Annotated in this window: 18 protein-coding genes; 10 read left to right on the plus strand and 8 right to left on the minus strand. The window is 65.3% G+C overall.

Going from position 1 to position 22,343, the window contains the following annotated elements; genetic code table 11:
* Positions 1-4 precede the first annotated feature (4 nt).
* On the minus strand, positions 5-868 hold the full coding sequence (locus tag HUTA_RS08085; RefSeq protein WP_015789404.1) for a universal stress protein: 864 nt from the start codon (positions 866-868) through the stop codon (positions 5-7).
* A gap of 195 nt (positions 869-1,063) precedes the next feature.
* On the opposite strand from HUTA_RS08085, the gene HUTA_RS08090 reads away from it, so the two are divergent.
* Complete coding sequence (locus HUTA_RS08090; protein WP_049941438.1) at positions 1,064-3,436, plus strand: DEAD/DEAH box helicase; 2,373 nt, start codon at positions 1,064-1,066, stop codon at positions 3,434-3,436.
* 173 nt (positions 3,437-3,609) lie between these two features.
* On the opposite strand, the gene HUTA_RS08095 is transcribed toward HUTA_RS08090, so the two are convergent.
* Both HUTA_RS08095 and HUTA_RS08105 read right to left on the minus strand, forming a co-directional pair.
* A complete protein-coding gene (locus tag HUTA_RS08095; RefSeq protein ID WP_169304887.1) occupies positions 3,610-4,608 on the minus strand; it encodes a hypothetical protein in 999 nt (332 codons plus the stop codon).
* Positions 4,609-5,377: 769 nt separating this feature from the next.
* On the minus strand, positions 5,378-5,752 hold the full coding sequence (locus HUTA_RS08105) for a cyclophilin-like fold protein (RefSeq protein ID WP_049941250.1): 375 nt from the start codon (positions 5,750-5,752) through the stop codon (positions 5,378-5,380).
* A gap of 199 nt (positions 5,753-5,951) precedes the next feature.
* On the opposite strand from HUTA_RS08105, the gene HUTA_RS08110 reads away from it, so the two are divergent.
* Positions 5,952-7,235 carry a glycosyltransferase family 87 protein gene (locus HUTA_RS08110; RefSeq protein WP_015789408.1) on the plus strand — a complete coding sequence of 428 codons (1,284 nt, stop codon included), beginning with the start codon at positions 5,952-5,954 and terminating at the stop codon, positions 7,233-7,235.
* Positions 7,236-7,247: 12 nt separating this feature from the next.
* Here HUTA_RS08110 and HUTA_RS08115 read toward each other — a convergent pair whose 3' ends face one another.
* The 3 genes from HUTA_RS08115 to HUTA_RS08125 all read right to left on the minus strand — a co-directional run bounded on the left by HUTA_RS08115 (position 7,248) and on the right by HUTA_RS08125 (position 9,295).
* Positions 7,248-7,889 (minus strand): HAD family hydrolase, encoded by a 642-nt coding sequence (locus HUTA_RS08115; protein ID WP_015789409.1) that lies wholly within the window; start codon positions 7,887-7,889, stop codon positions 7,248-7,250.
* A gap of 76 nt (positions 7,890-7,965) precedes the next feature.
* A complete protein-coding gene (locus HUTA_RS08120) occupies positions 7,966-8,541 on the minus strand; it encodes an LURP-one-related/scramblase family protein (RefSeq protein ID WP_015789410.1) in 576 nt (191 codons plus the stop codon).
* Between the two features lie 142 nt (positions 8,542-8,683).
* Positions 8,684-9,295, minus strand: a complete 612-nt coding sequence (locus HUTA_RS08125; protein WP_015789411.1) for a thermonuclease family protein — start codon at positions 9,293-9,295, stop codon at positions 8,684-8,686.
* Positions 9,296-9,466: 171 nt separating this feature from the next.
* Here HUTA_RS08125 and HUTA_RS08130 point away from each other — a divergent pair, with 171 nt between their 5' ends.
* From HUTA_RS08130 to HUTA_RS08150, 5 genes are all read left to right on the plus strand, one after another.
* Positions 9,467-10,093 carry a DUF7437 domain-containing protein gene (locus HUTA_RS08130; protein WP_143920344.1) on the plus strand — a complete coding sequence of 209 codons (627 nt, stop codon included), beginning with the start codon at positions 9,467-9,469 and terminating at the stop codon, positions 10,091-10,093.
* 14 nt (positions 10,094-10,107) lie between these two features.
* Entirely contained in the window at positions 10,108-10,644 is a 537-nt protein-coding gene (locus HUTA_RS08135; RefSeq protein WP_015789413.1) for a hypothetical protein, read from the plus strand.
* A gap of 96 nt (positions 10,645-10,740) precedes the next feature.
* Positions 10,741-11,496 (plus strand): endonuclease NucS domain-containing protein, encoded by a 756-nt coding sequence (locus HUTA_RS08140; protein ID WP_015789414.1) that lies wholly within the window; start codon positions 10,741-10,743, stop codon positions 11,494-11,496.
* A gap of 87 nt (positions 11,497-11,583) precedes the next feature.
* Positions 11,584-12,630: a tRNA-intron lyase gene (gene endA / locus HUTA_RS08145; protein ID WP_015789415.1), complete on the plus strand. Its 1,047-nt coding sequence runs from the start codon at positions 11,584-11,586 to the stop codon at positions 12,628-12,630.
* 205 nt (positions 12,631-12,835) lie between these two features.
* Positions 12,836-14,449, plus strand: coding sequence for a tryptophan--tRNA ligase (locus HUTA_RS08150; RefSeq protein WP_015789416.1), 1,614 nt, complete (start codon positions 12,836-12,838; stop codon positions 14,447-14,449).
* A 114-nt stretch (positions 14,450-14,563) separates the two neighbouring features.
* Here the strand turns inward: HUTA_RS08150 and HUTA_RS08155 are convergent, their stop codons facing one another.
* Entirely contained in the window at positions 14,564-16,489 is a 1,926-nt protein-coding gene (locus HUTA_RS08155; protein WP_015789417.1) for a rhomboid family intramembrane serine protease, read from the minus strand.
* Positions 16,490-16,731: 242 nt separating this feature from the next.
* Here HUTA_RS08155 and HUTA_RS08160 point away from each other — a divergent pair, with 242 nt between their 5' ends.
* Positions 16,732-18,186, plus strand: coding sequence for an MATE family efflux transporter (locus HUTA_RS08160; RefSeq protein ID WP_049941439.1), 1,455 nt, complete (start codon positions 16,732-16,734; stop codon positions 18,184-18,186).
* 387 nt (positions 18,187-18,573) lie between these two features.
* Here HUTA_RS08160 and HUTA_RS16160 read toward each other — a convergent pair whose 3' ends face one another.
* The gene (locus HUTA_RS16160) at positions 18,574-18,801 is read right to left on the minus strand and encodes a DUF7534 family protein (protein ID WP_015789420.1); all 228 of its coding nucleotides are present in this window, start codon (positions 18,799-18,801) and stop codon (positions 18,574-18,576) included.
* 275 nt (positions 18,802-19,076) lie between these two features.
* Here HUTA_RS16160 and pheS point away from each other — a divergent pair, with 275 nt between their 5' ends.
* Positions 19,077-20,582, plus strand: a complete 1,506-nt coding sequence (gene pheS, locus HUTA_RS08165) for a phenylalanine--tRNA ligase subunit alpha (RefSeq protein ID WP_015789421.1) — start codon at positions 19,077-19,079, stop codon at positions 20,580-20,582.
* Positions 20,582-22,312 (plus strand): phenylalanine--tRNA ligase subunit beta, encoded by a 1,731-nt coding sequence (pheT, locus tag HUTA_RS08170; protein WP_015789422.1) that lies wholly within the window; start codon positions 20,582-20,584, stop codon positions 22,310-22,312. Before pheS ends, pheT begins: the two co-directional genes overlap by 1 nt.
* The last annotated feature ends 31 nt before the right edge of the window (positions 22,313-22,343 follow it).

Here is a 22,343-nt window from a genome sequence, read left to right on the forward strand (position 1 = left end):
GTGCTCACTCCTCACGCACGGTCACGACCGGCACCGGCGCGGACCGGACGGTCTTCTCGGCGACGCTGCCCAGCAGGATCCGATCGACGCCGCGGCGGCCGGTCGTGCCCATCACGACGGCCTGGCAGTCGTACTCGTCGACGGCCGAGAGGATCTCCTCGTCGGGCGACCCGGTCTCGACGTGTGTGCTCGCCTCGACGCCCCGCTTTTCGGCCATGGCGGCCACGTCCGAGACCGCCTCGTGGGCACCCTGGTCGAAGTCGCCGCTGGTGACGTTCGAACGCACGTCCGGCCCGAGTGCGGCGGTCTCGACCACCGAGAGCACGTCGACCGTCGCGTCCATGGCCGCCGCGAGGTCGAGGCCGTGCTCGGCGGCGCGACGCGACGCCTCGCTGCTGTCGGTCGGGAGCAGGATGCGCTCGTAGGGGAACGCGAACGTGTCCTCCTCGGTCATCCGGGCGGTGAGCACCGGGACGTCTGAGAGTCGCACCACTTTCTCGGTGACGCTGCCGAGCAGGAAGTGCGACAGCCCCTCGCGGGCGTGGGTCGGCATCACGAGCAGGTCGTAGTCGTATTCGCTCGCGTACTCGACGATCGTCGCGGCCGGCGTTCCCTGAACGACGTCGGTACTGTACTCGACGCCGAGGGTCTCGAAGGTCTCGCCCAGGTCGGCGACGAGTTCCTCGCCACGGCGGACGAGGCCGTCGACGACCCCCTCGTCGGTGAGCGTCACGCTATATTCGTCAGTGTCGGCGACGTGCAACAGCCGGATCTCGGCGTCGAAGCGGTGGGCGATCTCGCCCGCGTGGTGGAGTACCTCGGCGTTCCCTGTCCCTTCGTCGACCGGGAGGAGGATCTGGTCGTACATAGGGTCGCATTCACTCGTTGGCAGGATAAAACAGGGGGACTGTCCGGGGTGGTTGTCCGGTCGCCGCCAGTGTCGACCGGTTGGCCAGGTATCTCGATCGGCCGATCGGGCTGGGACCCGCGACAGAAACGCCTATGCCCGGCCCGCCCCGTCTCTGACCTACGCGTGGCAGAGCCAGTCGAGAGCCCAAAAGCGGTGCCCGTCGCCGACGTATTGCCCGACTTCGCGCCGGCGTTTCCCTTCGAGTCGTTCAACGCGATGCAGGCCGAGACCTTGCCGGCGCTGCTCGAGCGCGACGAGAACGTCGTCGTGAGCGCGCCGACCGCCAGCGGCAAGACCGCGGTCGCGGAGGTCGCCATCGCGAAGACCATCGATCGGGGTGGGACGGCCCTCTTCCTCGCGCCGCTTCGGGCACTCACCAACGAGAAGGAGAGCGAGTGGGATCGCTTCGAGGAACTGGGCTACTCGGTGTACGTCGTCACCGGCGAGCGCGACCTCAACCCACGGCGCGCCGAGCGCGCGGACGTCCTCGTCATGACGCCCGAGAAGGCCGACTCGGCGACCCGAAAGCACGACTCCAGCCGCTACAGCTTCGTCACCGACGTCGACTGCGTGGTCATCGACGAGGTCCACTTACTCGACGCCGACCGTCGCGGGAGCGTGCTGGAGGTCACCATTTCCAGACTTCGACGCCTCTGTGACCCCCGGATCGTCGCCCTCTCGGCGACGATGACCAACATCGGGGACGTCGCCGAGTGGCTTGAGGCCCCCGCCGAGACGACCTTCGCCTTCGGCGACGACTATCGACCGGTCCCCCTCAACGCCGACGTCAAGACCTACAGCCACGGCGAGAACGCCTTCGCCGACAAATACCGCCGGCTGTATCGAGCCCTCGATCTCGTCGAACCCCACCTCCGGGAGGACGGGCAGTCACTCGTGTTCGTCTCCTCCCGGCAGGACACGGTCCAGGCGGCCAAGAAGACCCGCGACGAACTCGCCGAACGGGACATTCCGATCGGTGCCCGGGGCGACTACGACTTTCACAACGACGCTTCCGAACTGAACAACAACACTCTCCGGCAGTCGGTCCTCGACGGCGTCGGGTTCCACCACGCCGGCCTCTCTCGGGAGGACAAAAATCTGGTCGAGCAGTGGTTCCGCGAGGGCAAACTTGCGATCCTCTTCTCGACGTCGACGCTCGCCTGGGGCGTCAACCTGCCCGCCCGGTGTGTCGTGATCCGTGATACCAAACTCCACGATCCGCTGGAGGGCGAGGTCGACATGAGCCCCCTCGACGTGCTTCAGATGCTCGGGCGGGCGGGCCGGCCGGGCTACGACGAACACGGGTACGCCTGGGTGATCACCGACCGTAGCGAGGCCGACAAGTATCGGCGACTCCTCCGGGACGGCAAGGAGATCGAGTCCCGGCTGGCCGAGAGTCTGGATGCCCACCTCAACGCCGAGATCGCGATGGGGACGATCCGCGATCTCGACGACGTCCTCGACTGGCTGGAGACGACGTTCTACTACGTGCGCGCGAACAATGCCCCAGATCGCTACGACGCCGCGGGATCGCTTCGGGAGCAGGCCAGTTCCACGATGCGCGGGCTCGTCGACCGTGGCTTCGTCGAGATGGACGACGACCTCCGGGTCTCGGCGACCGCCCTCGGCCGCCTCGCCTCGCGTTTCTATCTCCGGCTGGACACCGCCCGACACTTCGGCGATCTCGCCGACGCAGCGGGCGAGCGTGAATTGAGCGAGCGAGACATACTCTCGGCCGTCGCGGGGGCCGGCGAGTTCGACAGCGTCAGCGCCCGGACCGACGAACGCGACGCCGTCCGGGCGGTCCTGGGCGACGACCGGACCGATCAGGAGACCGTCGTCGACGTCGATCTCGATTCGGGTCAGCGGAAGGTCCTGGCGATTCTGGAGGCCAGCATGCGGGGAACGACGCCGAGCGAACTCCAGAGCGACGCCTGGGTGATCCGCCAGAACGCGAATCGCCTCCTGGCTGCACTCCAGGCCTTTCTCGCCGAGTTCGACGGCGCACGCGCGGCGAATCTCGCCCGCCGGATCGAGGCCCGCGTCGAACACGGTATCAGCGACGACGCGGTTGGACTGACCGCGATCGACGGCATCGGGTCCGGTCGGGCGAGCAAACTCGCCGCCGAGGGACTGGCGACGCCAGCCGACGTGGTCGCGGCGGGCGTCGAGGGCCTGGTCGACGCGGGGCTGAGCGAGGGCGTCGCCGAGCGCGTCCTCGAGAGTGCACGCGACTTGCCAGTCGTCGAGATCGACTGGGGTGACTTCCCCGAGTCGATCCCCCACGGCGAGAACGAGATGTGCGAGGTGACGGTCCGGAACACGGTCGGCGGCGGGCAGGCTGGCATCCGCGTGACCGTCAACAGCGTCGAGATGACTGCGAGCGAGACCTACCTTGGCGAGGCGACGCTTCCGGTCGGCGTCTTCGGGGGTGACGCCGACGAACTGACTTTCCGGGTCGAAGTGTCGTTCCCGGAACTCCCGATTCAGCCGGTCGTCGAGACGCGGACTGTCGAAGTTGTCTGAGCGACGACCCTGTCGAAACTCCGGGTGGTATATGGGTACAAATCATATCGCCAGTTCCATAGCAGTCCAGCAGTATGGGACCGGGGAACGTAGTACGAGGCGATCGTTTGTCACTGTGTCCTCCTAAATCAGGTGGAATGCTCCGTTCAGATCATTCGGCCCACACCACTCATCTACGAACTCTCTCCTTCTCCCACATAATATTCCACGGCGGTCAAAAGTGACCCGTGGTTCCCTGGTAACGGCAAATACCACGGTGTTGGATCTATCACGTCCATTTCTGCTTCGGTGCGGAGCACTTTCTCCCCGTCCGCAAACTCGTCTGCGACTCTGGCTGCGCTCGCCGCGAACACCGTCGGTGTTGCTTGTGTCTTCGCCCACGTGTGTTCCCATCTGATAGCATCAGCAGGATGGCCGTGCTTGATCAGCTGAATTTCGTCGGGCTCGTTGCTCCAACTCAGATCAATACTGACTGGCGTGACACCGGCATCCATCGAGAACCCCGTAATGTCCGAAGGGGCTTCGTTTTTGTAGGTTGGTGCCCCCTCGATCTGGCGAACTTCGTTTCTGGTGGCCACACCGTAGTCATGGGTGGGCTCAAACGCCTCGAGCTTGTAGTGCTTGAAACCGTCCTCATTTATGGCTTCACCTGGCCGCAGTTCGTACTCGCTCAGCGTGCTGATGAGTTGCTTGCCGTCTCGTTTCTGCCGGAAGACATATTCATCGACGAACAGTTGTCCGTACGCCCGTTCCACATCCTTGTTGGTAAACTGATCTCTGCCGGCGGCCTCCCCGATCGTGACTCTGCGCCCACTCGTATCAGGACACCCCCACTGGTCGGTCCACGCTTCGAGATTCGTGGCATCCGAGAACAGGCCGCTTGGCTCGAAGCACCCACCCGATCGTGCTGAAACCGTTCGATCAGTTGCGCCTTTCATTCCTTCGTGTACCCTTTCGACGGCGCTTTGAGCGGTCCTTTCGTCACTGGCCGCGCCGGTTGTGGCCTCGCTGTCACGGCGTTGGCGTCCCCCCGTCGTGTCGTGGGATCGTCGTCGTTCGTCGCCACGGCCGGTACTGACACTCCCGAGTAGGTAATCGACATGCCCGCTACTATCGACTGCAACTCGATAGCCGACGACGGCTTCGTTCTCACCGGTCACCGGCGACGGCATCATCGCAGCAGCATCCCCACCGTTCGACTGGGCCGAGATCTCGTCTGTATTCTTCAGCGCCCGTCGATTGGCCGTTTTGATGTCCGCCTCTGAGAGGGGAGATTCACTCGCGCCGAAGACGGTCTCGCTGACGGTTCTCGGTCCCATCACACTGCTTAACGCAGGAACGCTTGCCAGTGCGAACGACGTAGACGCCAGCGAGAGGAACTTTCGTCGACGCATATTATAAAGTCTCCAATCCGATTATCATATCAGTCTTTCTATCCTGCTATCACATTCGCATGTTCGTGTCGGCTGAGTGGCCCCATGCTCGGGACAACCCGTTTTCGCCAAGCCGCCGCAGTGGTGTGGGTCTTCTCTTGATTAACGACGGATGCAAGTGCACATTTCGCGTGGGCATTTTCGACCGGTGGTGTGTCCAGGCAGGTGGCGTTCTCGTCGCCGATGGTATCCGTAGAACGGAAGCTTTTATTTCTATGTCTACAACCAATTCACACATGTCGCTGTCAAGAGACGCGCTCCTATTCAGTATCCTTCTTATGGTGGGAGCAGTACAAGCCGAAATTGCAAGTGGTGGTTCCTCAACTACCGCAACAGACTCCGCCAACATCGCGTTTTTTCTGGGCCTAACCGCACTGTTCGGAAGCGCTATTTCGTCACTATACTCCCCCAGCCAGGATGTTGAGCCTGAGTCCGCCGAGTGAAACAGGCTGCTACTGCGCTGATCTGCCCCTTCTGATGTTCGCACGCGATACCTCGCCCGTCCGAATCACTCCACGGGCTCGATCTGTACCGTCGCCCCGTCGTCGAGATCCGCCAGCGGACGCACGTCTTCGATCCGCGCGAGTGGCGCGACCGGGGCCGCCGCTTTCGGCGTCCCGTCGGCACTCGCCGGCGTCGGGCCCCAAAACAGTGCGATCGCCTCGCCACTCGCCCAGTAGGCGATCGTGCCGATCGGCACTTCCTCGCTCGTCCTCTCGGGTTGGCCGTCCAGACTCGCGTCGAAGTACAGTTCGTCACCCCACCGGGCCGCCTGCCCTTCGACTGGAAGCGCGTCGACGAGCGCTCCCCGGAGGTCGGGATTGTCCTCGAGCCATTCGGCTTCGAGCGTCCGATCGTCGACGGTGAGTTCGAGGTCCGACATCAGTTCCGGGTAGGCCTCCGTCTCCCTTGTAGCTGTACGGTCGTAGCGGGCATCTTGCCCCACTCACGCCTGATCAGCCCGGCATTCGATGTCGACGGACCCGTCGCTGGATCGAACCGCCGGTACGGCATCCGTCGCCGAGGCAGCGACCGCCGTGTCGAACCGATACTTTTCTCCAATGACCGGTTGGTGGTGGAATATGGTGGTGACGGACTCGATCCTGTCGGTGGGGGGTAGCGAGCGGTCTAACGGTCGGTGGTGGGTTCGCCTTTCGCTCTTCGGTGGCCTGATCGCCGGTATCGTGACGGTCATCTCGATCGTCTCGTTTCGGCCGGAGCAGTTCTCGGTCGCCACCGATGTCTACGCCCGGGCGGGCCGGGCAATGCTGGATGGCGAGGCGGTCTACGCCGTGAGTCCGGCCGACAATCCCGGATACACGTTCAGGTACCCACCTGTCATCGCCGCGCTCGCGATCGGGTACGGCCTCATCGGCTCGTCCGCCGCCTACCTCACGCAGGTCGGCGTCAACCTGCTCGCACTCGGTGGCCTCGCGTGGCTCGTCCTGGATCGACTCCCATCGCTGGATCGGCTCGACCGGCGGCTCGCCGCCCTCACGATCATTGCCGCGGGGCCAGTCACCAGTACGTTCGTGATGGGACAGATTTCACCGGTGATTGCTCTCTGTGTGGGTGGTGGATTTCTCATCGCCCTCGCGGACCGCGTTCGGGCCGCCGGGGTCGGATTCGGAGTTGCGGCGCTCACCAAAGTCTATCCCGGCGGGACGTGGGCCTGGCTGTTTGCCCGGCGTTCCTGGCGAGCGCTCGCCGTCGCGAGCGGGGTCCTGGCTGTCGGGTGGCTGGCGAATCTCGCGGTCGGCATCGAGTTGACCCACTCCTACGTCACGACGGTCTTACTCGAAGAGTCCTCGACAGCCGTCTTCGCGGGTGGGCCGCCGCTTCGACCGGCCTATGTGACCGTGATGCGTCCGCTGTCGGCACTGGGCGTCTCGGGTCCGTGGCTCTGGATCGGGGCTGGTGCTATCGTCGGCCCGCCAGTGCTCGCGTGCTACCGTCGACTCGACGAACCGGCCGGTGCCGAAACGGCCTTTCTCGCGACGGTTATCGGTCTGCTGGCGGTCGTCCCGTTGGAATGGTTTTACTTCACGATCGCTGTCGCGCCGCTCGTTCTGGTCGCCTACCGGATCGAGACCCATCCGGCAGTGGTCGTCCTCGCGATCGGCACACTCTTGCTCTGGGTCGTCGTCCCACCTGCGTCCCTGGCCATGCTGGCGAGCGATCTGCCGGCCGGCCTCAGTGGGGCCATCGAATGGCTGGCTGTGGACGTCTTCCGACGGGTTCAGCCCCCGCTGATCGGCGCGTTCCTCGTGCTCGGTGCCTGTGTCTGGGTCCAGCACGACCTGGCGCGCGGCCGGGCCGTCTGTCGCGGGACGGCCGACGAGGAGACGTCGTTCACTCCGGACTGAGACGGTCGGTGCTTACAATCGTTCGAGCAGGCGCTCCCGCAACTCCGCGACATCCTCGGCGACGACATCCGGGATCGAGCGGTCGATGTCGTTGTGGACGCCGGTGAAGCCGATCGTAAACGCACCGGCCGCTTTCGCCGCGCTCGCGCCGTTCGTCGAGTCCTCGATCGCAATACAGTCAGTGGGATCCTCGCCGGCAAGCTCGGCGGCCCGCTCGTAGACGTCGGCCGCCGGCTTGCCGCGTTCGACATCGGCCGCGCTGACGATCGCGTCGAAATCGTCTTCGAGATCGAACCGGTCGAGCACGACGTCGATCCAGTGGTGTGGCGAGGAGGTCACCAGCGAGACGCTGTTGCCCTCGGCGCGAACGTCCCGGAGGAGTTCGGGAACGCCCGCGACGATCTCGGCCTCCTCGCCGTAGATCTGTCGGCCCGCTTCCTCGAAGAGTTCGAGAAATTCCTCGCGAGAGATCGCCGCGCCGTAGTTGTCGTCGAGGTAGTCGTAGATCTCGCGGTAGTACATGCCCGTGGTCTCCTCTGGCGGGACCTCCTGATCGGGGACCGTCGCCGGGTAGATGTCCTCGCTCTCGTGGCGCTTCCAGTGGGCCTCGGAACTGACGATCACGCCGTCCATGTCACAGAGGACTGCAGTCATACTTCAACGTTCGCCAGGCGAGACAAAGCCGTGGCGGTTCGTGGGTGGCCGAGCAACGGTGTCGCTGTGAGTCTCGTCAGTGTCCCTGGATCGCGTCGACGACCATCGCGGCGGCCACGATCGGCTCCCGGGGGACGTCGCTCGTATCGTCGATGACGATGTCGTAGCGGTCTTTCAGCGAGAGTTCGCCGTCGATCCGTCCGACGTGGTCGCCGTCGAGGTCCGTGATCTCGTATTTGTGTGGAATCCAGCCACCGAAGGGGACGTAGGCCCGCGCCAGCGTGACCAGCGCGCCCCGGGAGTTGATCTCCGCGAGTTTGGCCTCCGTCCGGGCGTCCCGAATCTTCCACGTGTCCTGGAAGATCGAGTAGTCGTTGTCGAGGATCACGATGTCCTCGCCGGTCCGGGCGTCGCTGAGGACGTAGTCGCCGGCCACATCGAGGATTCCGCCCGCCGTGACGGTGAAAACCTCCTCGCCGTCGGCGTCGACGAACGGGAACTTCTCCTTCAGCTTGAACATCTTTTGCTTGCCCCGAAGCACGACGTTCCCCTGCTCGTCCTCGGCCCGGTACTTGTTGCGAATCAGCGACTGGACGACGGTGTATCGGTCGTCGGTCAACTCGATGCCCTCGATGTCGTAACTCTCGGCCATGTGCGGAAGTGACCTCGCTCTCGTATATATACGCACGTTTCCGTGTCAGTTGCTCGCACCCGCTGTGTCGCGTCTCGGCCAACCGGAACGGGTGCGATACGATTCGGATGGCGTCGATGCGATCAGGATGGCGTTGATACGATCAGGATGGCGCCGATGCGAACCCCCAGACGCCCCGGTCGGCCGCCTGGGCCCGCGACTCCGCCGCGGCGAAGCGATCGTACAGCTGGAATTCCGTCTCGTAGAGCCGCGCGTACCCGTCCTCGAGTAACTGCTCGCCGAACACCTCGCCGTCGACCACCACGTAGACGAGCAGTCGGCCGTAGTAGCCCCGCCGATCCGCCCGCTCGTCGGTGACGATCCGGACCGTCTCACCGGCCAGTCGCCGCTGGGCGAACGTGCTCGCGTTCTCGCCCCACCCGCGGAGCCAGGTTCGCCCCGCCTCAGTGTCCGGGACGCCATCGAACTCGCCGGGCGAGACCTCGGCATACGGTTCCGGTGCGTCGACGCCCAGCAGCCGAACCGTCTCGCGGGTGCCGTTCGCGTATTCGATGTCCATCGTGTCGCCGTCGACCACCTCGACGACCGTGACGGTCCAGCGATCGCCGGTCGAGGGTACCTGTGGCGCGTCCGTCGTCTGGGTCCCCGCGCCAGTCGGCGTGCTGGCCGTCCCCGCGTCCGTGCCGACGCCGGGCAGTCCCCCACACCCGGCGAGCAGGACGACGATCACGATGACCACACCACGTCCGCGCATACGGGTTCCAGGCGCGGGGGACACACGAATCTTCGGGCGAAATCTTCGTGGGGTCTGTGAGTACGTCTATCGTCCGGACTCGGCCGCGCGTTTATACCGGAGGGGGCGGCCAACGAGCGTATGCACGACACCAGCCGAAGTTTGAAGTTCACGGATTTCGTAATACAGGTGATGACGCCGAGTCCAGCCACGGAAACACCATCGCAGGATTATGCAGCCGGGGTCGATCAGCTCGCGACCGTCGGTCGCCTACTGGACCGGCCGGAACTCGCACGCGTGTACGTCTACGTCTGCTATTACGGGCCAGTCACCCGACCGGAGATCGTCGAGACCCTCGACGTCCCGAAGACGACTGTCTACGACCACGTCGGGACGTTGGAGGCGCTGGGTGCTGTTGCACTCGTCGGTGATCGTCCCGTTGCGGTGTCGGCGGCCCCCGTCTTGATCGACGCCGACGGGATCACCGTCACGCCGACGCTTCTCCATGCCGTCGCCATGCAAGTGATCGACAAGGACATCGCCCATTTCACAGAGCGCCACGGGGTCGGCAAACTGGCCGCCGCTGTCCGGCAGGCCGGGCTGCATTACGCGGGGCGGATCACCCAGCGGATGGTAGCCGAGCCTCTCGGCATTTCAACCGGCGAGGCGATCCAAATCGTGCTCGCGCTTGAACCCGTCCTCGCAGCGGGAAAACAGCACGATCCGCACTTCAAGAACCTCTTTCCGGATGTCGCCGACGATATCGCATTCGACGCCGATATTGACGTGACTGCCCCACTCTCGGATACAGAGTCATAGAGGCGGACTCTCTCATGTCTGATTCGTCTTCGCTCTCCTCGGCTACGGTCACACTTGTCGATACGAACGTCTTCATCAGCGTGGGCAATCCAGGCACGTCGAAGTATCGTCGGTTTCGCCGGGCGATTCGACGTGCGGGCGTGACGTTGCGGATACCAGCACGGGTCGCAGACGAGATCGAGGACGGGGGCGTCACGCCGGCGCTGGACCGCGCTCGCGAGGAGGGATGGGCTCGTATCGCGGATGCCCCATCAGTGACCCACAGCGAAGCCACCCGTGCCCGGGACGTGGCCCGCCGGACGATCGCCGCGAAGTCGCCGGGGAAAGACGAACACGATGTCGAGAAAGCCGATCCAGTGTTCGCCGGACTCGCTGTCGAATATCTGCTGGACGGGACGACGAGTGACGACGTGACTGTCCTCACCGCTGATCGAGTTGCCCGTGAGGCGATCGCGACGGCGATGGCCTCCCTCGATTACGCCGATCAGATCACGATCCTGGCAGTGTGGGACGTCATCGACGACGGAGACGATGATCTCACCTTCAGCTGAGAGGGTTCGTGGTGTTCCGAAATGGTCCTCGACTTCGGTGTACCGCGGTCTGGATCCGACCGCGCGTTTATACCGGAGGAAGGGGCCAACGGGCGTATGCACGATGGCATCCACGTCGTCGCCGGGGAGTGTACGACCACATTCGACGGCTCGCGCGTCCGCGAGCACGAACAGCGCGGGCAGGTTCTGGTCGTCGTTAAGCCGGACAACACCGTGCTCGTCCACGACGCCGAGGGCTATCAGCCGGTCGCGTGGCTCACGCGCGCCGAGACGGTGACCATCGACGGCACCCACCTTGCAGCGACCGACGGCGACCAGCGACTCACCGTCGAAATCCACGACGAAACGGCGAGTGGCCGGTATCCGGCCAGCGCCGCGGGGTCGCCCGTCGGCGAGTGTCCGGACTGCGGGGCCGCACTCGTTCGCGTCACCGACGCCGTCGCTTGCACGGGCTGTGACGAACGATACGGCCTGCCCGGCGATGCCGAAGTCATCGACGATCACTGCGAGTGTGGCCTCCCGAAAATGCGGGTCGAACGCGGTCGAGCATTCGAAGTCTGTGTCGATCGCGAGTGTGAGTCGATGGACGACGCCGTCGCCGAGGTCTTCGACCGCGAGTGGGACTGTCCCAACTGCGAGGGGGACCTTCGGATCCTCCGGCGGGGCGGCCTCCTGGCGGGCTGTGAGCACTATCCCGAGTGTGACACCGGCTTTGCGTTCCCTGCCGGCGTCGTCGTGGGCGAGTGTGCCTGTGGCCTCCCGCTGTTCGAGACCGCCGGTGGGCGGCGGTGTCTCGACGCGACCTGTGAGGCCTGGCGGGACGGCACGGGCGGCGTTCCGGCGGAGTCGTGACGAGCCGTTTCCCGGCGCGGTCGATCAGTGTGCTCGCGGCCGTGAGTCGATCGTAGCGCCTTTGCCCGCCCGCCGGCAGGTCAGACCATGGAACTGGTCCTGGAGGGAGACGTGGTTCGCGGCGGCAGCGAGGCTCGCGAGCGCTTCTACGATTCGCGGGGCTACGGCCACGTCGACGGCGGCGGGCTGGCGCTTTCGCCTGTCGAAGCAGCCCATCTTCTCTACCGGGGCGATGTCGAGCACATCCGGGACGGGAGAAGCGACGAGGCTCTGGATTTCCAGGCACTGCTCTCCTCGGCTGCTGTCTCGGAGATCGACGTTCTCGTCTACAAGGACCTTCGGGACCGGGGATTCTACCTCTCGCCCGCCCGCGAGGGCTGGGTCGACGGTCCGTCCGGGACCGACTTCGTGGTTTACCCCCGCGGACAGGGCCCCTGGGACGACGATGTCGCCTATCGGATCCGGGCGATAAGTGAGCGGACGGCCGTCTCCGCGGCCACGCTGGGCGATAGCGTCCTGGCAGTCGTCGACGAGGAGTCGGCGATCACCTACCTCGAGACCAGTCACCCCGACATCGCGGGCTCGTCGACCACGGATCTGCCGAGCGGTGTCGCGGCCGACCTGCTGGGCGATCGCGTCCTGGCCCCGGACCCGCCCGAAGCACTCTATTTCGAGGGGTTCTACGGCCAACCGCTCGACGACGAGGCGGGCGAGCCCCTCCAGCTCTCGCTGATCGAGGCCGCCGCGCTGGCCAGCCAAGGCGTGCTCGACGTCGAGGGTGGCGCGGACGCGATCGTCGAGTGCGGTCGCGAGGTCGAAGGCGAGCGCTTCGACCGGCGGCTGGCGGTGTATCGTGCCCTCCGCGAGCGTGGGGTCGTCCCCAAGACGGGCTACAAATTCGGCGCGGACTTTCGGACGTACGCCGACGTCGAAAGTGTCGACTCGCTGGGCCACTCCGAGTTGCTCGTGCGGGTGTTACCGGCGGATCACGCTTTCACGCCGCGCGATCTCGCGCTTGACGTCCGACTGGCCCACGGCGTTCGCAAGCGGATGGTGTTCGCGCTGGTGGCGGAGGCTGACGCGGACGGCGACCCCCGAATCGAGTGGCTCGAAGTCGGGCGACTGACGCCGTGACGGATAGAAAACAATTAAACCCCTGCTGGTGGAGACGTACGCACATGGCGTCCACTTCCCCCGACGTCCGTCGCTGGCACCCCCGGGAAGTGGACAGTGTCGCCGTCGCCGGCCGGCGGGCGTAACTCGTCGCCCGGCGGGCGATGCTCCCTCCGCTTTCTCGGCCCGGTGGCTTCGAGCACCAACCACACGAGACACGACACCAATGACGCGAGACTCACACACCGACGACGAACCGACAGACGACCGACGGCGTGAACAGGCTTTCCCCCGACTCCGCACTGACGGCGGCGCAGCCGCCGGTGCCGACGACACGACGCTTGATCCGTGGGGCTCCTCGACGGTCGCCGACTACCGCAACCTCTTCGAGGAGTTCGGCATCGAGGAGTTCGACGAAATCCTGCCCGATGTCCCTGCGCCCCACTATCTGATGCGCCGCGGGGTCATCTTCGGGCACCGCGATTACCGGCCGGTCGCCCGCGCCATGCGCGACGGTGACCCATTCGCCGTCCTCTCGGGATTCATGCCCACCGGCGACCCCCACATCGGCCACAAACTCGTCTTCGACGAGATCATCTGGCATCAACGCCAGGGCGGGGACGCCTACGGCCTGATCGCCGACCTTGAGGCCCACGCCGCCCGCGGGCTGACGTGGGACGAGATCGACGAGCATGCCCGGGACTACATCCTCTCGCTGCTCGCGCTGGGCTTCGACCCGGAGGAAGGGACGCTCTATCGACAGTCCGAGAACCGCGAGTTGCAGGATCTGGCGTTCGAACTCGGCGCGGAGGCCCGCTTTGCGGAGTTCGAGGGGATCTACGGCTTCGACGGCGAGACCGACGTCAGTCACATGCAGAGCGTCGTGACCCAGATCGCCGACATCCTCTACCCGCAACTCGAGGAACCCAAGCCGACCGTCATCCCGGTGGGTCCCGACCAGGACCCCCACATGCGCCTGGCGAGAGACGTCGCCGCCCGGATGCGCTATTTCGGCGTCACGAAGGCCTACGCCTCCTTCGAGACCGACGACGAGGAGCGAGCGCTGCTTGCGGAGGCCTACGAGACGCTTGCCGGCGACCATCCGGGAGAGACGATCCGGTGTGGCGACGCCGCGACCTACCTCGACAACGAGCGTGATCGCGACGCGACTGACGGTGGCGCGATGACCAAAGATCGTCTCATCACGATGCTCCGGGAGGCCGGCAAGGAACCGCTCCGTCCCCGCGTCCGGTTCCTCGACCGCAACGCCACCGAGGAGGCCTTCGAGGCCCTGATCGAGGCCATCGACGGCGAGAAGCGCGTCTACGACGAGCACATCGACGCCTTCGAACTGGATCACGAGGCCGCCGCGGCACTCGCCCGCGAGGTCGAACTCGCCAACGGCGGGTACGGCTTCCTGGCCCCCTCCTCGATCTATCATCGCTTCATGACCGGTCTGACCGGCGGGAAGATGTCCTCGTCCGTCCCGGAGAGTCACATCAGCCTGCTCGACGATCCCGAAGACGGCTACGACAAGGTCCGGGCGGCGACGACCGGCGGCCGCGAGACCGCCGAGGAACAGCGCGAACTCGGGGGCAAGCCCGACGAGTGCCCGGTCTACGAACTCTACGCCTACTTGCTCGCGGATGACGACGACGAGTTCGCCACCGAGGTCTACGAGGAGTGTGCCGGCGGCGAGCGCCTCTGTGGCGGCTGTAAGGAACAGGCTGCCGAACTGATGGAGTCTTTCCTCGAAGATCACCAGGAAAAACGCGAGGAGTGGGCTGATCGACTCGACGAACTCGATATCGACTTCGATTCGAGCCGTAAACGAACTTGATCGACCGTCCTCGATTCGCTACTTCTGACACCAGGGAAGTCCGCCTCCCCTGCCGATCCGAATCCCTCGTCTCGTTTTTCGCTCACACCTCATTCGCTAGAATTCCCTTCGGCATCAGCTGGTCGCGGGACGCTCGACGCTGGCGATCCGAACGCTTGTCGTCCCCGAAACGGCCCTGATCGTCCGGGTTTCGTTCTCCTCGGACGCGACGAACCGGAGCGACCCGACCGACGTGGACGCGTTGGCAGCCGGGAGCGGGCGCGACCCGACGACTGTCCCGTTCCGGCGCACCCGGAGTTCGAAGCCGTCCGCCGTCGGTGCAACCGCGACCCGGCGACCGTCGATGCGGGCGCCGGCAGTCGCGGGGGCCGATCTGAACGACCGCGTCGTCGAGCCCTCCGTGCGCAGGTCGACGGCGTAGACGCTGTCGTTCCCCACGACGCTGACTGCCTGCCGTTCAACATCGACTGTCTGCTCCCAGTCGAGGCCACCGACGCGGACGGTCGCCGACCCGTCGTGGGCCAGTCGATCCGGGCTGACTGCCTCGATCCAGACCGCCCGGCGCTCGCTGGCGACGATCACGCCGCTCGACGTTCCGTCGAAGATTTCGCTGTCCCAGGTGAGTGCTCGCCCTTCGCTGACGTTCTCGGCGTAGGTGATCGTGTAGTCCTGTATCTCGACCTCGCCGGTGTCCGCCAGCGAGGCCGTGCTCACGGTGGCCGGGCTGAACAGGAGGCCGAGCAGTGCGACCACGGCGAGTGCGCCAAGGAGCGTCCCGGTTGCCTTGCCCGGACGGGGGATCGACGGCACTGGGACGCGGCCGAGCCAGCCGCCCGTCGGCACCGCGGCGATGAGGTGGCCGAGGGCCCATTTCAGGAGTTTGAGCACCAGATAGCCACTGCCGGCGACGACGCCGAGCGCTAACGCTTTGGCGGCCAGTTCCGAGGTCGGCTCGACGAGGACGTACGCCACGAACGCGAGTCCGACGATCAGTACCTCCCGGACCCACGTCGGCATCGAAACGGCAGCGACCCGACGGCGGAGTGCTCCCGGAATCACCCCGGTGTCGATATCCGGTTGCCAGGACAGCGCCGGAAGCGCGCGTGGGGCCGAGATCTCCGGCCGCGCGCCGGTCGCTGCAAGCGTCACCAGGAGCGTCCCGAGCAGTACCATCACGACGCCCGCACCACGATACAACACGTAGACGCCCTCGCCCCCGGAGCTGACCACCAACCACAGCGACTTCGTGAGGGCGAAGGCGATCACCGCGCCGAACAGCCTGACCGGTTCCGGCGTCCAATCGTACCGACGGAGGAGCCCGATTCCCAGCAGGATGCCGATGAGGAAGCCAAGCAGGTGGCCCTGGAAGGCGATCCCGGCCCAGGCGGGTGGCGTCGGCGGGCCGACCGACCGCGTCGCCTCGACGACCGGCTGTTCGGCGGCGTCGACGAGGACTCCCAGCGCGTCGTGGGCGACGATGGCGAGGACGGCAGCGAGCGGCCGCGTCACCAGAGCGAACCCAGCGAGGGCGTAGACCGCCCCCGAGTAGCCAAGGACCCACCCGAGGACGAACGGCGAGGGGACCACGGCCAGGCCAATCATGCCGAGCGAAATCAGGAGGATTCGGACTCCCGGGTGACGCAGTCTGTTCCACCGTCGGGAGGCAGTGTCGTCCCTGTCCCCTGGGTAGTGGCCGATTGCGTGCTCGACGATCGCGCCGAACACCACCAGCCCCGTCACGTTCCCGAGCAGGTGAGCGGGACCGGCATGTGCCAGTCCCGACGTGAGGAGTCCGACCGGTTCGAAGAGGCTCCAGGAACGGAAGGGGATCGTCAGTGGCTGGCTCCAGTGTCCGAGGCCGCCCTGGACGAACAGGTAGAAGCCGACGACCAGCGCCGCCGTCACCAACGTCGCCCAGGGCACTCCCCGGACGAACCGATCCCGGGTCAGAGACACCCAGCGCCCGCGACCGCCGACGAACCACCAGTAGCCACCCGAGAACACGACGACTGCGGCCAGGAGGACCATCCAGGGTATCATCCGATTGGCCCTGTCGGACAGTGCGTGCTTGAATCGTTCGATTCTCCAGATCTTCGCCAGTGTTGCCTACGATGGAACCATCCATGAACCCGCAGCCGGCCGGACAATCCGAGCTGCCATCCGCGAATGGGTACCTCGCGGTGGTATTCGTGGAAGATGGGAAGACCTTTTCCCGCCGACGTTGAACGAACAATCACTTCGTGTCTCGTCCAGAGTCCTCGATCGACAGCGCCGTCCAGTCGATCAAGCGTACCGGTTCCCGCGCAAACCCTGTCCGAGGCGTTATCCTTCTCATCGGCCTGGGGCTTGCCCGCCTCGGGTTGATCGACGCCGAGCGGGCACGCAAAGCGACGGATCTCTCCTGGCCGCGCGTGGTCACCGGGATCGCCCGGATGTCGAAAAACGCGGCCGACGTGGCGATGGTCGGGGCGGCCTCGGGGATCGCCACCAAGCCGGCGATCTCGGGTGTCGGTCTGGCCGGCCCGTTCTGGGGGCTGGCGTTTGCTTTGGGCGGCGGCTTTGCCGCCGGGACGATCGCCCTCGTCTCCCAGCGATTCGGGGCCGAGGAGTTCGGCCAGCTCGGCCAGGCCGTCCGTTCGAGTTTCGTCGTCGTCGTCGCGGTGACACTCCCCGTCGGCGCGGCCTTTTGGTTGTTCCCCGAGTGGCTCATCAGCCTGCTCAACAGCGATCAACAGGTCATCACCTACGGCGCAACCTACCTCCAGATCCTCGGCCTCGGCGTCCCGTTCGCGGGGCTCAACCTCGTGGGCAGTCGCGTCCTCATCGGGGCCGACGACGCCCAGATCCCGATGATACTCCGTGGCGGCGGTGCAGTACTCAACATCGTCCTCAACGGCGTGTTCATCTTCGGGATGGGAATGGGCGTGGCCGGTGCCGCCTGGGGGACCGTTGCGGCCAACGTCCTCGTCACGTCGCTGTTCATAGTCGGGCTTATCGCCGGCTGGCTCCCCGGTATCGGCCAGTTCCCGGTCTCGGTCTCACCGCGTGGGACGTATTTCCATTGGGACGATATCACCGATGTGGTCTCCATCGGCACGCCCGTCGTCGGGCGGAACATGACCTGGACCGTCGCCCGCTTTCCCATGCTGTTCATCGTCGGGATGTTCGGGACGACCGTCCTGACGGCGTACACCGTCGCCCGGCGCATCTGGGGGCTGATGAACGTTCCCGGATGGGGCTTTGGCCTCGCGGCGTCCAGTCTGGTCGGCCAGCATCTCGGCGAGGACGACGAGGAGACAGCCGGGGTCTACGGCCGGGAGATCGTCCTCATGGCGGTCGCGACCTACGGCGTCTCGGCGGCAGTCGTCGCCCTGGTTGCTCGGCCAGGTGTCGTCCTGCTCGGGGCCGAGGGCGAGGTCATTCCGATCGCCGTCGGCATGGTCTTTGCCGGATGCCTCGCGATCATTCCCCAGGGCGTCAACAGCACCATCGCCGGGGCCTTGGACGCCAGCGGCGACACGAACTGGCCGTTCATTTATCAGACGCTGGGCGTCTTCGCCGTCTCTATCCCCGCCGCGTATCTCGGTGCGAAGACCTCGATCGGCGTCTGGGGCATCTACGTCGCCTTCCTCGGCGAGACGCTCGTCCCCGCGGTGGGGAACTACTATCGCTTCTCGACGGGCAAGTGGAAGGCCATCAGCCGGGAGTACCGCCCTGAGACGGCGCTAGACGACTGATCGTTGCCGACGCTACCTTGCGTTGCTGGGACCGAGCAAACCACAACGGAAAAACTATAGCGGAAAAATACAATAGCCACGAAAATATGATCGAAGATAATGAACACGATGTGAGAATAACTCGGATCATCTATGTCCTTTTCGCGATTCAACTCACGATCATTGGTGTGGCCTTCGATCCATTCTGGCCACTCATTCCTGTTGGTGTCGCGATAAGCCTCATCGCGATAATCCGTCCGTAGCTGCTGAAGTTGATCCCGGAGACGTTCGTCTTTTGGGGGGTTTACCCCTTTCGACTGGGAACTGGAAAGCCATCAGCCGGGAGTACCGCCCGGAGACGGCGCTGGACGACTGAACTGAATTCGTTCGCAGCCGTATCCGTGCCCCTTAGATCCACTCGTAGCCACGTTGATAGCTGAGATGATACGAGAGCACGAGGACGACTGGCACCAGTGCACCCACTGTATACAGCTGGGTGAGTGGGTCGGGTGGAGTCATGATTGCAACGGTAGCGTGCCAAACTAATCCGAGGACCAACACAGACATCAGGAACTGAGAACCTTTCGACGCCATCTCTTGTTGTTCAATATTCCACTCGAACTGTCTTAAAGGCATCCGTGAGTCAGCCTGGACCTGGATCGGGTGCTCTCGCAACGTTTTTCTGTGATGACTTACCAACCCATGGATATGGCACCGAACGCCCACGCTCGGTGGATCGCCAGCCAGTCGCGAGTCGGTCGGGCGTTCGGCTTTTTTGACGCAGCCTGACTGTCGGTGGACTCGGGGGTCAGATTGCCCCCTTGACGAAACCGACGTCGCAGGTTTCGCTCCGCTATGAGCGAAATTGAGAACCGTTATCCGAACAACACACGGTACTCCGACAACAACTGATGGAACTCCCGAGCGACCAACTCGCGGTGGTCGAAGCCGCGAGCGCAGACGACCGACGCACCGTCGAACAGCTGAGCGAGGAAACCGGCTTGGCCACCGCGGCCGTCACGCGAGCCGCCTTCGAGCTTGAGGACGAGGGGCTGGTGGCCGTCACCGAAACGACCGACGAATCGGTCTCGCTGACCGAGGAGGGCGAGTCCTATCTCGACGCCGGTCTGCCCGAACACCGCCTCTACTCCGCTGCCGTCGAGGCCGGTGCCGACGAGGGGGGCGTCTCGATGGGGCAGGTCATCGGGGCCGCCGATCTCGATGGCGCGGCCGTCGACATCGCGCTGTCGAACTTCGCCCGGAAGGGCTACGGCGAGATCGAGTCGGGCGAGATCACCGCCGAACCTGACGTCGATCCGAACGACGACGCGGAAGCCGCCGCCCTGGCGGCTATCGATGCAGGCGACGCTGTCGATGACAACGACGTCCTCGATCAACTGGATCGACGCGGGCTGATCGAGCGCGACGAGCGCACCGTCCGGTCGGTCGAACTCACTGACGCGGCCGTAACGGAACTCATGGCTGGGATCGAGGAGGCCCAGGAAGTGGATCGCCTGACGCCCGATCTCCTTACCAGCGGCGACTGGGAGGACGTCGAATTCGCCGACTACAACGTCGAGGCCGACGCCGAGGCCATCGACGGCGGGAAGATGCACCCGCTTCGCGGCATGGCCGAGCGCGTCAAGGAAGTCCTCGTCGGCATGGGCTTCGAGGAGATGAACGGTCCCCACGCCGACGCGGAGTTCTGGATCAACGACGCGCTGTTCATGCCCCAGGATCACCCCGCGCGCACGCACTGGGACCAGTTCGCGCTGGACGTGCCGCCGATGGACGACCTGCCCGACGGGGTCCGCGAGGACGTCGAGCGCGCCCATCGGGAGGGCGCTGGCCCCGATGGCGAGGGGTATCACTCGCCGTGGGGCGAGGAGATGGCCCGCCAGGTCGACCTTCGTGGCCACACCACGTCACTCTCTGCCCGTCACCTCGCGGGCGTCGCGCAGGGCGACCTCGAACCGCCACAGCGCTTTTTCTCCGTCGAGAAGGCCTACCGCAACGACGAGATCGACGCGACTCACCTCCTCGAGTTCTTCCAGATCGAGGGGTGGGTGATGGCCGAGGACCTCTCGGTGCGGGACCTGATGGGCACGTTCACGGAGTTCTACGAACAGTTCGGGATCACCGACCTGGAGTTCAAGCCGACGTACAACCCCTACACGGAGCCGAGTTTCGAGCTGTTCGGCGAGCACCCGGTCACGGGCGAGGTCGTCGAGATCGGCAACTCCGGCATTTTCCGGCCCGAGATGCTCGATCCCCTCAGCGTCGAGTGTGACGTGATGGCCTGGGGACTCGCCCTTGAGCGACTCATGATGCTCGTCACCGGTGCCGAGGACATTCGGGACGTCCACGGGACGCTGGCGGATCTTGAGTACCTGCGAACTGAGGAGGTGCGTTACTGATGCCCACTGTCGACATTGACACTGACGAACTGCGGGAACTGACCGGCCACGGCGAGAAGAGCGACGACGACCTGCGCGATGATCTCTTCGAACTCGGCCTGGAGTACGAGGGCGAAACCGAGGAGGGCGAACTCCGATTCGAGTTCGAGCCCGACCGCCTCGATCGCCTTTCCGTCGAGGGGGTCGCCCGGTCGCTGCGCTACCAGTACGGCGATGACTGGGGCGTCTACGTCCCGAAGACCAACGGCGCCGACTGGACGATTCACGTCGAGGACGTGCCCGAGGAACGACCCTACGTCACGGGCGCGGTCGTCCGCGGGCTGGATCTTGACGACGCCTCGCTGGATTCGCTGATCCAGCTTCAGGAAAAACTCCACGCGACGATGGGTCGCAAGCGCGCGAAGGGCGCGATCGGGGTGCACGACCTGACAATGCTGAAAGGCGGCGAGGCTGCCGACGATGGCGAGGGCAAGTCCGTCCGCTACACCGGGATCGACCGCGACGGCGACACCTTCGTGCCGCTGGAGGGCGACGCCGAGATGACGCCCGGCGAGGTCCTCGCCGAGCACCATATCGGCGAGGAGTACGCCGACCTCGTCGCCGAGTACGATCGTGTCCCGGCGATCTACGACTCGATCGGGCTGTTCTCGTTCCCGCCGGTGGTCAACGGCCGCCGGACGGAGGTCTCGACCGACTCGCGTGATCTGTTCATCGAGATGACCGGCACCGACCAGTGGACGATCGATCACATGCTGTCGATTGTCTGCTACGCCCTGGACGCCCGCGGCGGCACGATCGAGGACGTCCGCGTCGAGTACGAGGACGCCCCCGAGGAGTACCGCGACTCGCTCCTCCGCCCCGATTTCTCGACGAAAACCAAGACCGTCGCCCACGACCGGATCGAGCGCACACTCGGGATCGACCTGCAAGGCGAGGACGTGATCGACCTCCTCGAACGATCCGGACTGGACGGGGAGTCTACCGAGACGGACGGGTCGCCAGCCTACGACGTCACGATCCCCCCGTATCGCGTCGACGTCCTCCACCCCGTCGACGTGATCGACGACGTCGGGCGGGCCTACGGCTTCAACAACCTCGACCCGCGCTATCCCGCGGTCGGGACGATCGGCGGGCGACACGAGCGCGCACGACTCGAGGAGGCCGTCCGGACCGTGCTGGTCGGACTCGGCTTTCAGGACCTGCTGAACTTCCATCTGACGAGCGCCGAGGAACTGCATGACCGCATGGGGATAGAGCCAGGCGTGGACGCCCTGGGTGGCGGCGACCCTGTCGAGATCCGCAATCCCTACAGCGAGGATTACACGGTCGTCCGGACGTGGCTGCTCCCGTCGATCATGCAGGTCCTCGAGAACAACACCCACCGACGATATCCCCAGGACCTCGCGGAGGTCGGGTTCGTCGCCCAGCGTGACGACGGCGCAAACACTGGCGTCGCCGAAGCCCGTCACGTCGCGGGCGCGCTCGCGCGTCACGACGTGTCCTACGAGGACGCCAAGGCCCGCCTCCAGGCACTGGTGGCGGACTTCGATGCCGAACTGGAGACGCCACCCACGGCGCATCCCTCGTTCATCGACGGCCGGGCCGCTGCCGTCGAGATCGATGGCGACGCGGTCGGCGTGATCGGCGAAGTTCACCCCGCTGTGCTCGTGGAACACGATCTGGAACTGCCGGTAGTGGCCTTCGAGTTTGATCTGGCGGCGCTGCAGTAAGCAAGCGGTTTTTCGCCCACGTTTTTGCGCG

This window comes from Halorhabdus utahensis DSM 12940, from assembly GCF_000023945.1.
In the GTDB taxonomy this organism is placed as follows: domain Archaea; phylum Halobacteriota; class Halobacteria; order Halobacteriales; family Haloarculaceae; genus Halorhabdus; species Halorhabdus utahensis.

What these genes read in the sequence shown, in the direction of transcription:
- HUTA_RS08140 (WP_015789414.1), top strand. Translation starts at nt 10,741, where the DNA reads ATGCACGATGGCATCCACGTCGTCGCCGGGGAGTGTACGACCACATTC.
- HUTA_RS08125 (WP_015789411.1), bottom strand. Translation starts at nt 9,295, where the DNA reads ATGCGCGGACGTGGTGTGGTCATCGTGATCGTCGTCCTGCTCGCCGGG.
- HUTA_RS16160 (WP_015789420.1), bottom strand. Translation starts at nt 18,801, where the DNA reads ATGCCTTTAAGACAGTTCGAGTGGAATATTGAACAACAAGAGATGGCG.
- HUTA_RS08110 (WP_015789408.1), top strand. Translation starts at nt 5,952, where the DNA reads ATGGTGGTGACGGACTCGATCCTGTCGGTGGGGGGTAGCGAGCGGTCT.
- HUTA_RS08115 (WP_015789409.1), bottom strand. Translation starts at nt 7,889, where the DNA reads ATGACTGCAGTCCTCTGTGACATGGACGGCGTGATCGTCAGTTCCGAG.
- HUTA_RS08095 (WP_169304887.1), bottom strand. Translation starts at nt 4,608, where the DNA reads ATGCCGTCGCCGGTGACCGGTGAGAACGAAGCCGTCGTCGGCTATCGA.
- HUTA_RS08120 (WP_015789410.1), bottom strand. Translation starts at nt 8,541, where the DNA reads ATGGCCGAGAGTTACGACATCGAGGGCATCGAGTTGACCGACGACCGA.
- HUTA_RS08135 (WP_015789413.1), top strand. Translation starts at nt 10,108, where the DNA reads ATGTCTGATTCGTCTTCGCTCTCCTCGGCTACGGTCACACTTGTCGAT.
- HUTA_RS08150 (WP_015789416.1), top strand. Translation starts at nt 12,836, where the DNA reads ATGACGCGAGACTCACACACCGACGACGAACCGACAGACGACCGACGG.
- HUTA_RS08155 (WP_015789417.1), bottom strand. Translation starts at nt 16,489, where the DNA reads ATGATACCCTGGATGGTCCTCCTGGCCGCAGTCGTCGTGTTCTCGGGT.
- endA (WP_015789415.1), top strand. Translation starts at nt 11,584, where the DNA reads ATGGAACTGGTCCTGGAGGGAGACGTGGTTCGCGGCGGCAGCGAGGCT.
- HUTA_RS08085 (WP_015789404.1), bottom strand. Translation starts at nt 868, where the DNA reads ATGTACGACCAGATCCTCCTCCCGGTCGACGAAGGGACAGGGAACGCC.
- HUTA_RS08105 (WP_049941250.1), bottom strand. Translation starts at nt 5,752, where the DNA reads ATGTCGGACCTCGAACTCACCGTCGACGATCGGACGCTCGAAGCCGAA.
- HUTA_RS08130 (WP_143920344.1), top strand. Translation starts at nt 9,467, where the DNA reads ATGACGCCGAGTCCAGCCACGGAAACACCATCGCAGGATTATGCAGCC.
- pheS (WP_015789421.1), top strand. Translation starts at nt 19,077, where the DNA reads ATGGAACTCCCGAGCGACCAACTCGCGGTGGTCGAAGCCGCGAGCGCA.
- pheT (WP_015789422.1), top strand. Translation starts at nt 20,582, where the DNA reads ATGCCCACTGTCGACATTGACACTGACGAACTGCGGGAACTGACCGGC.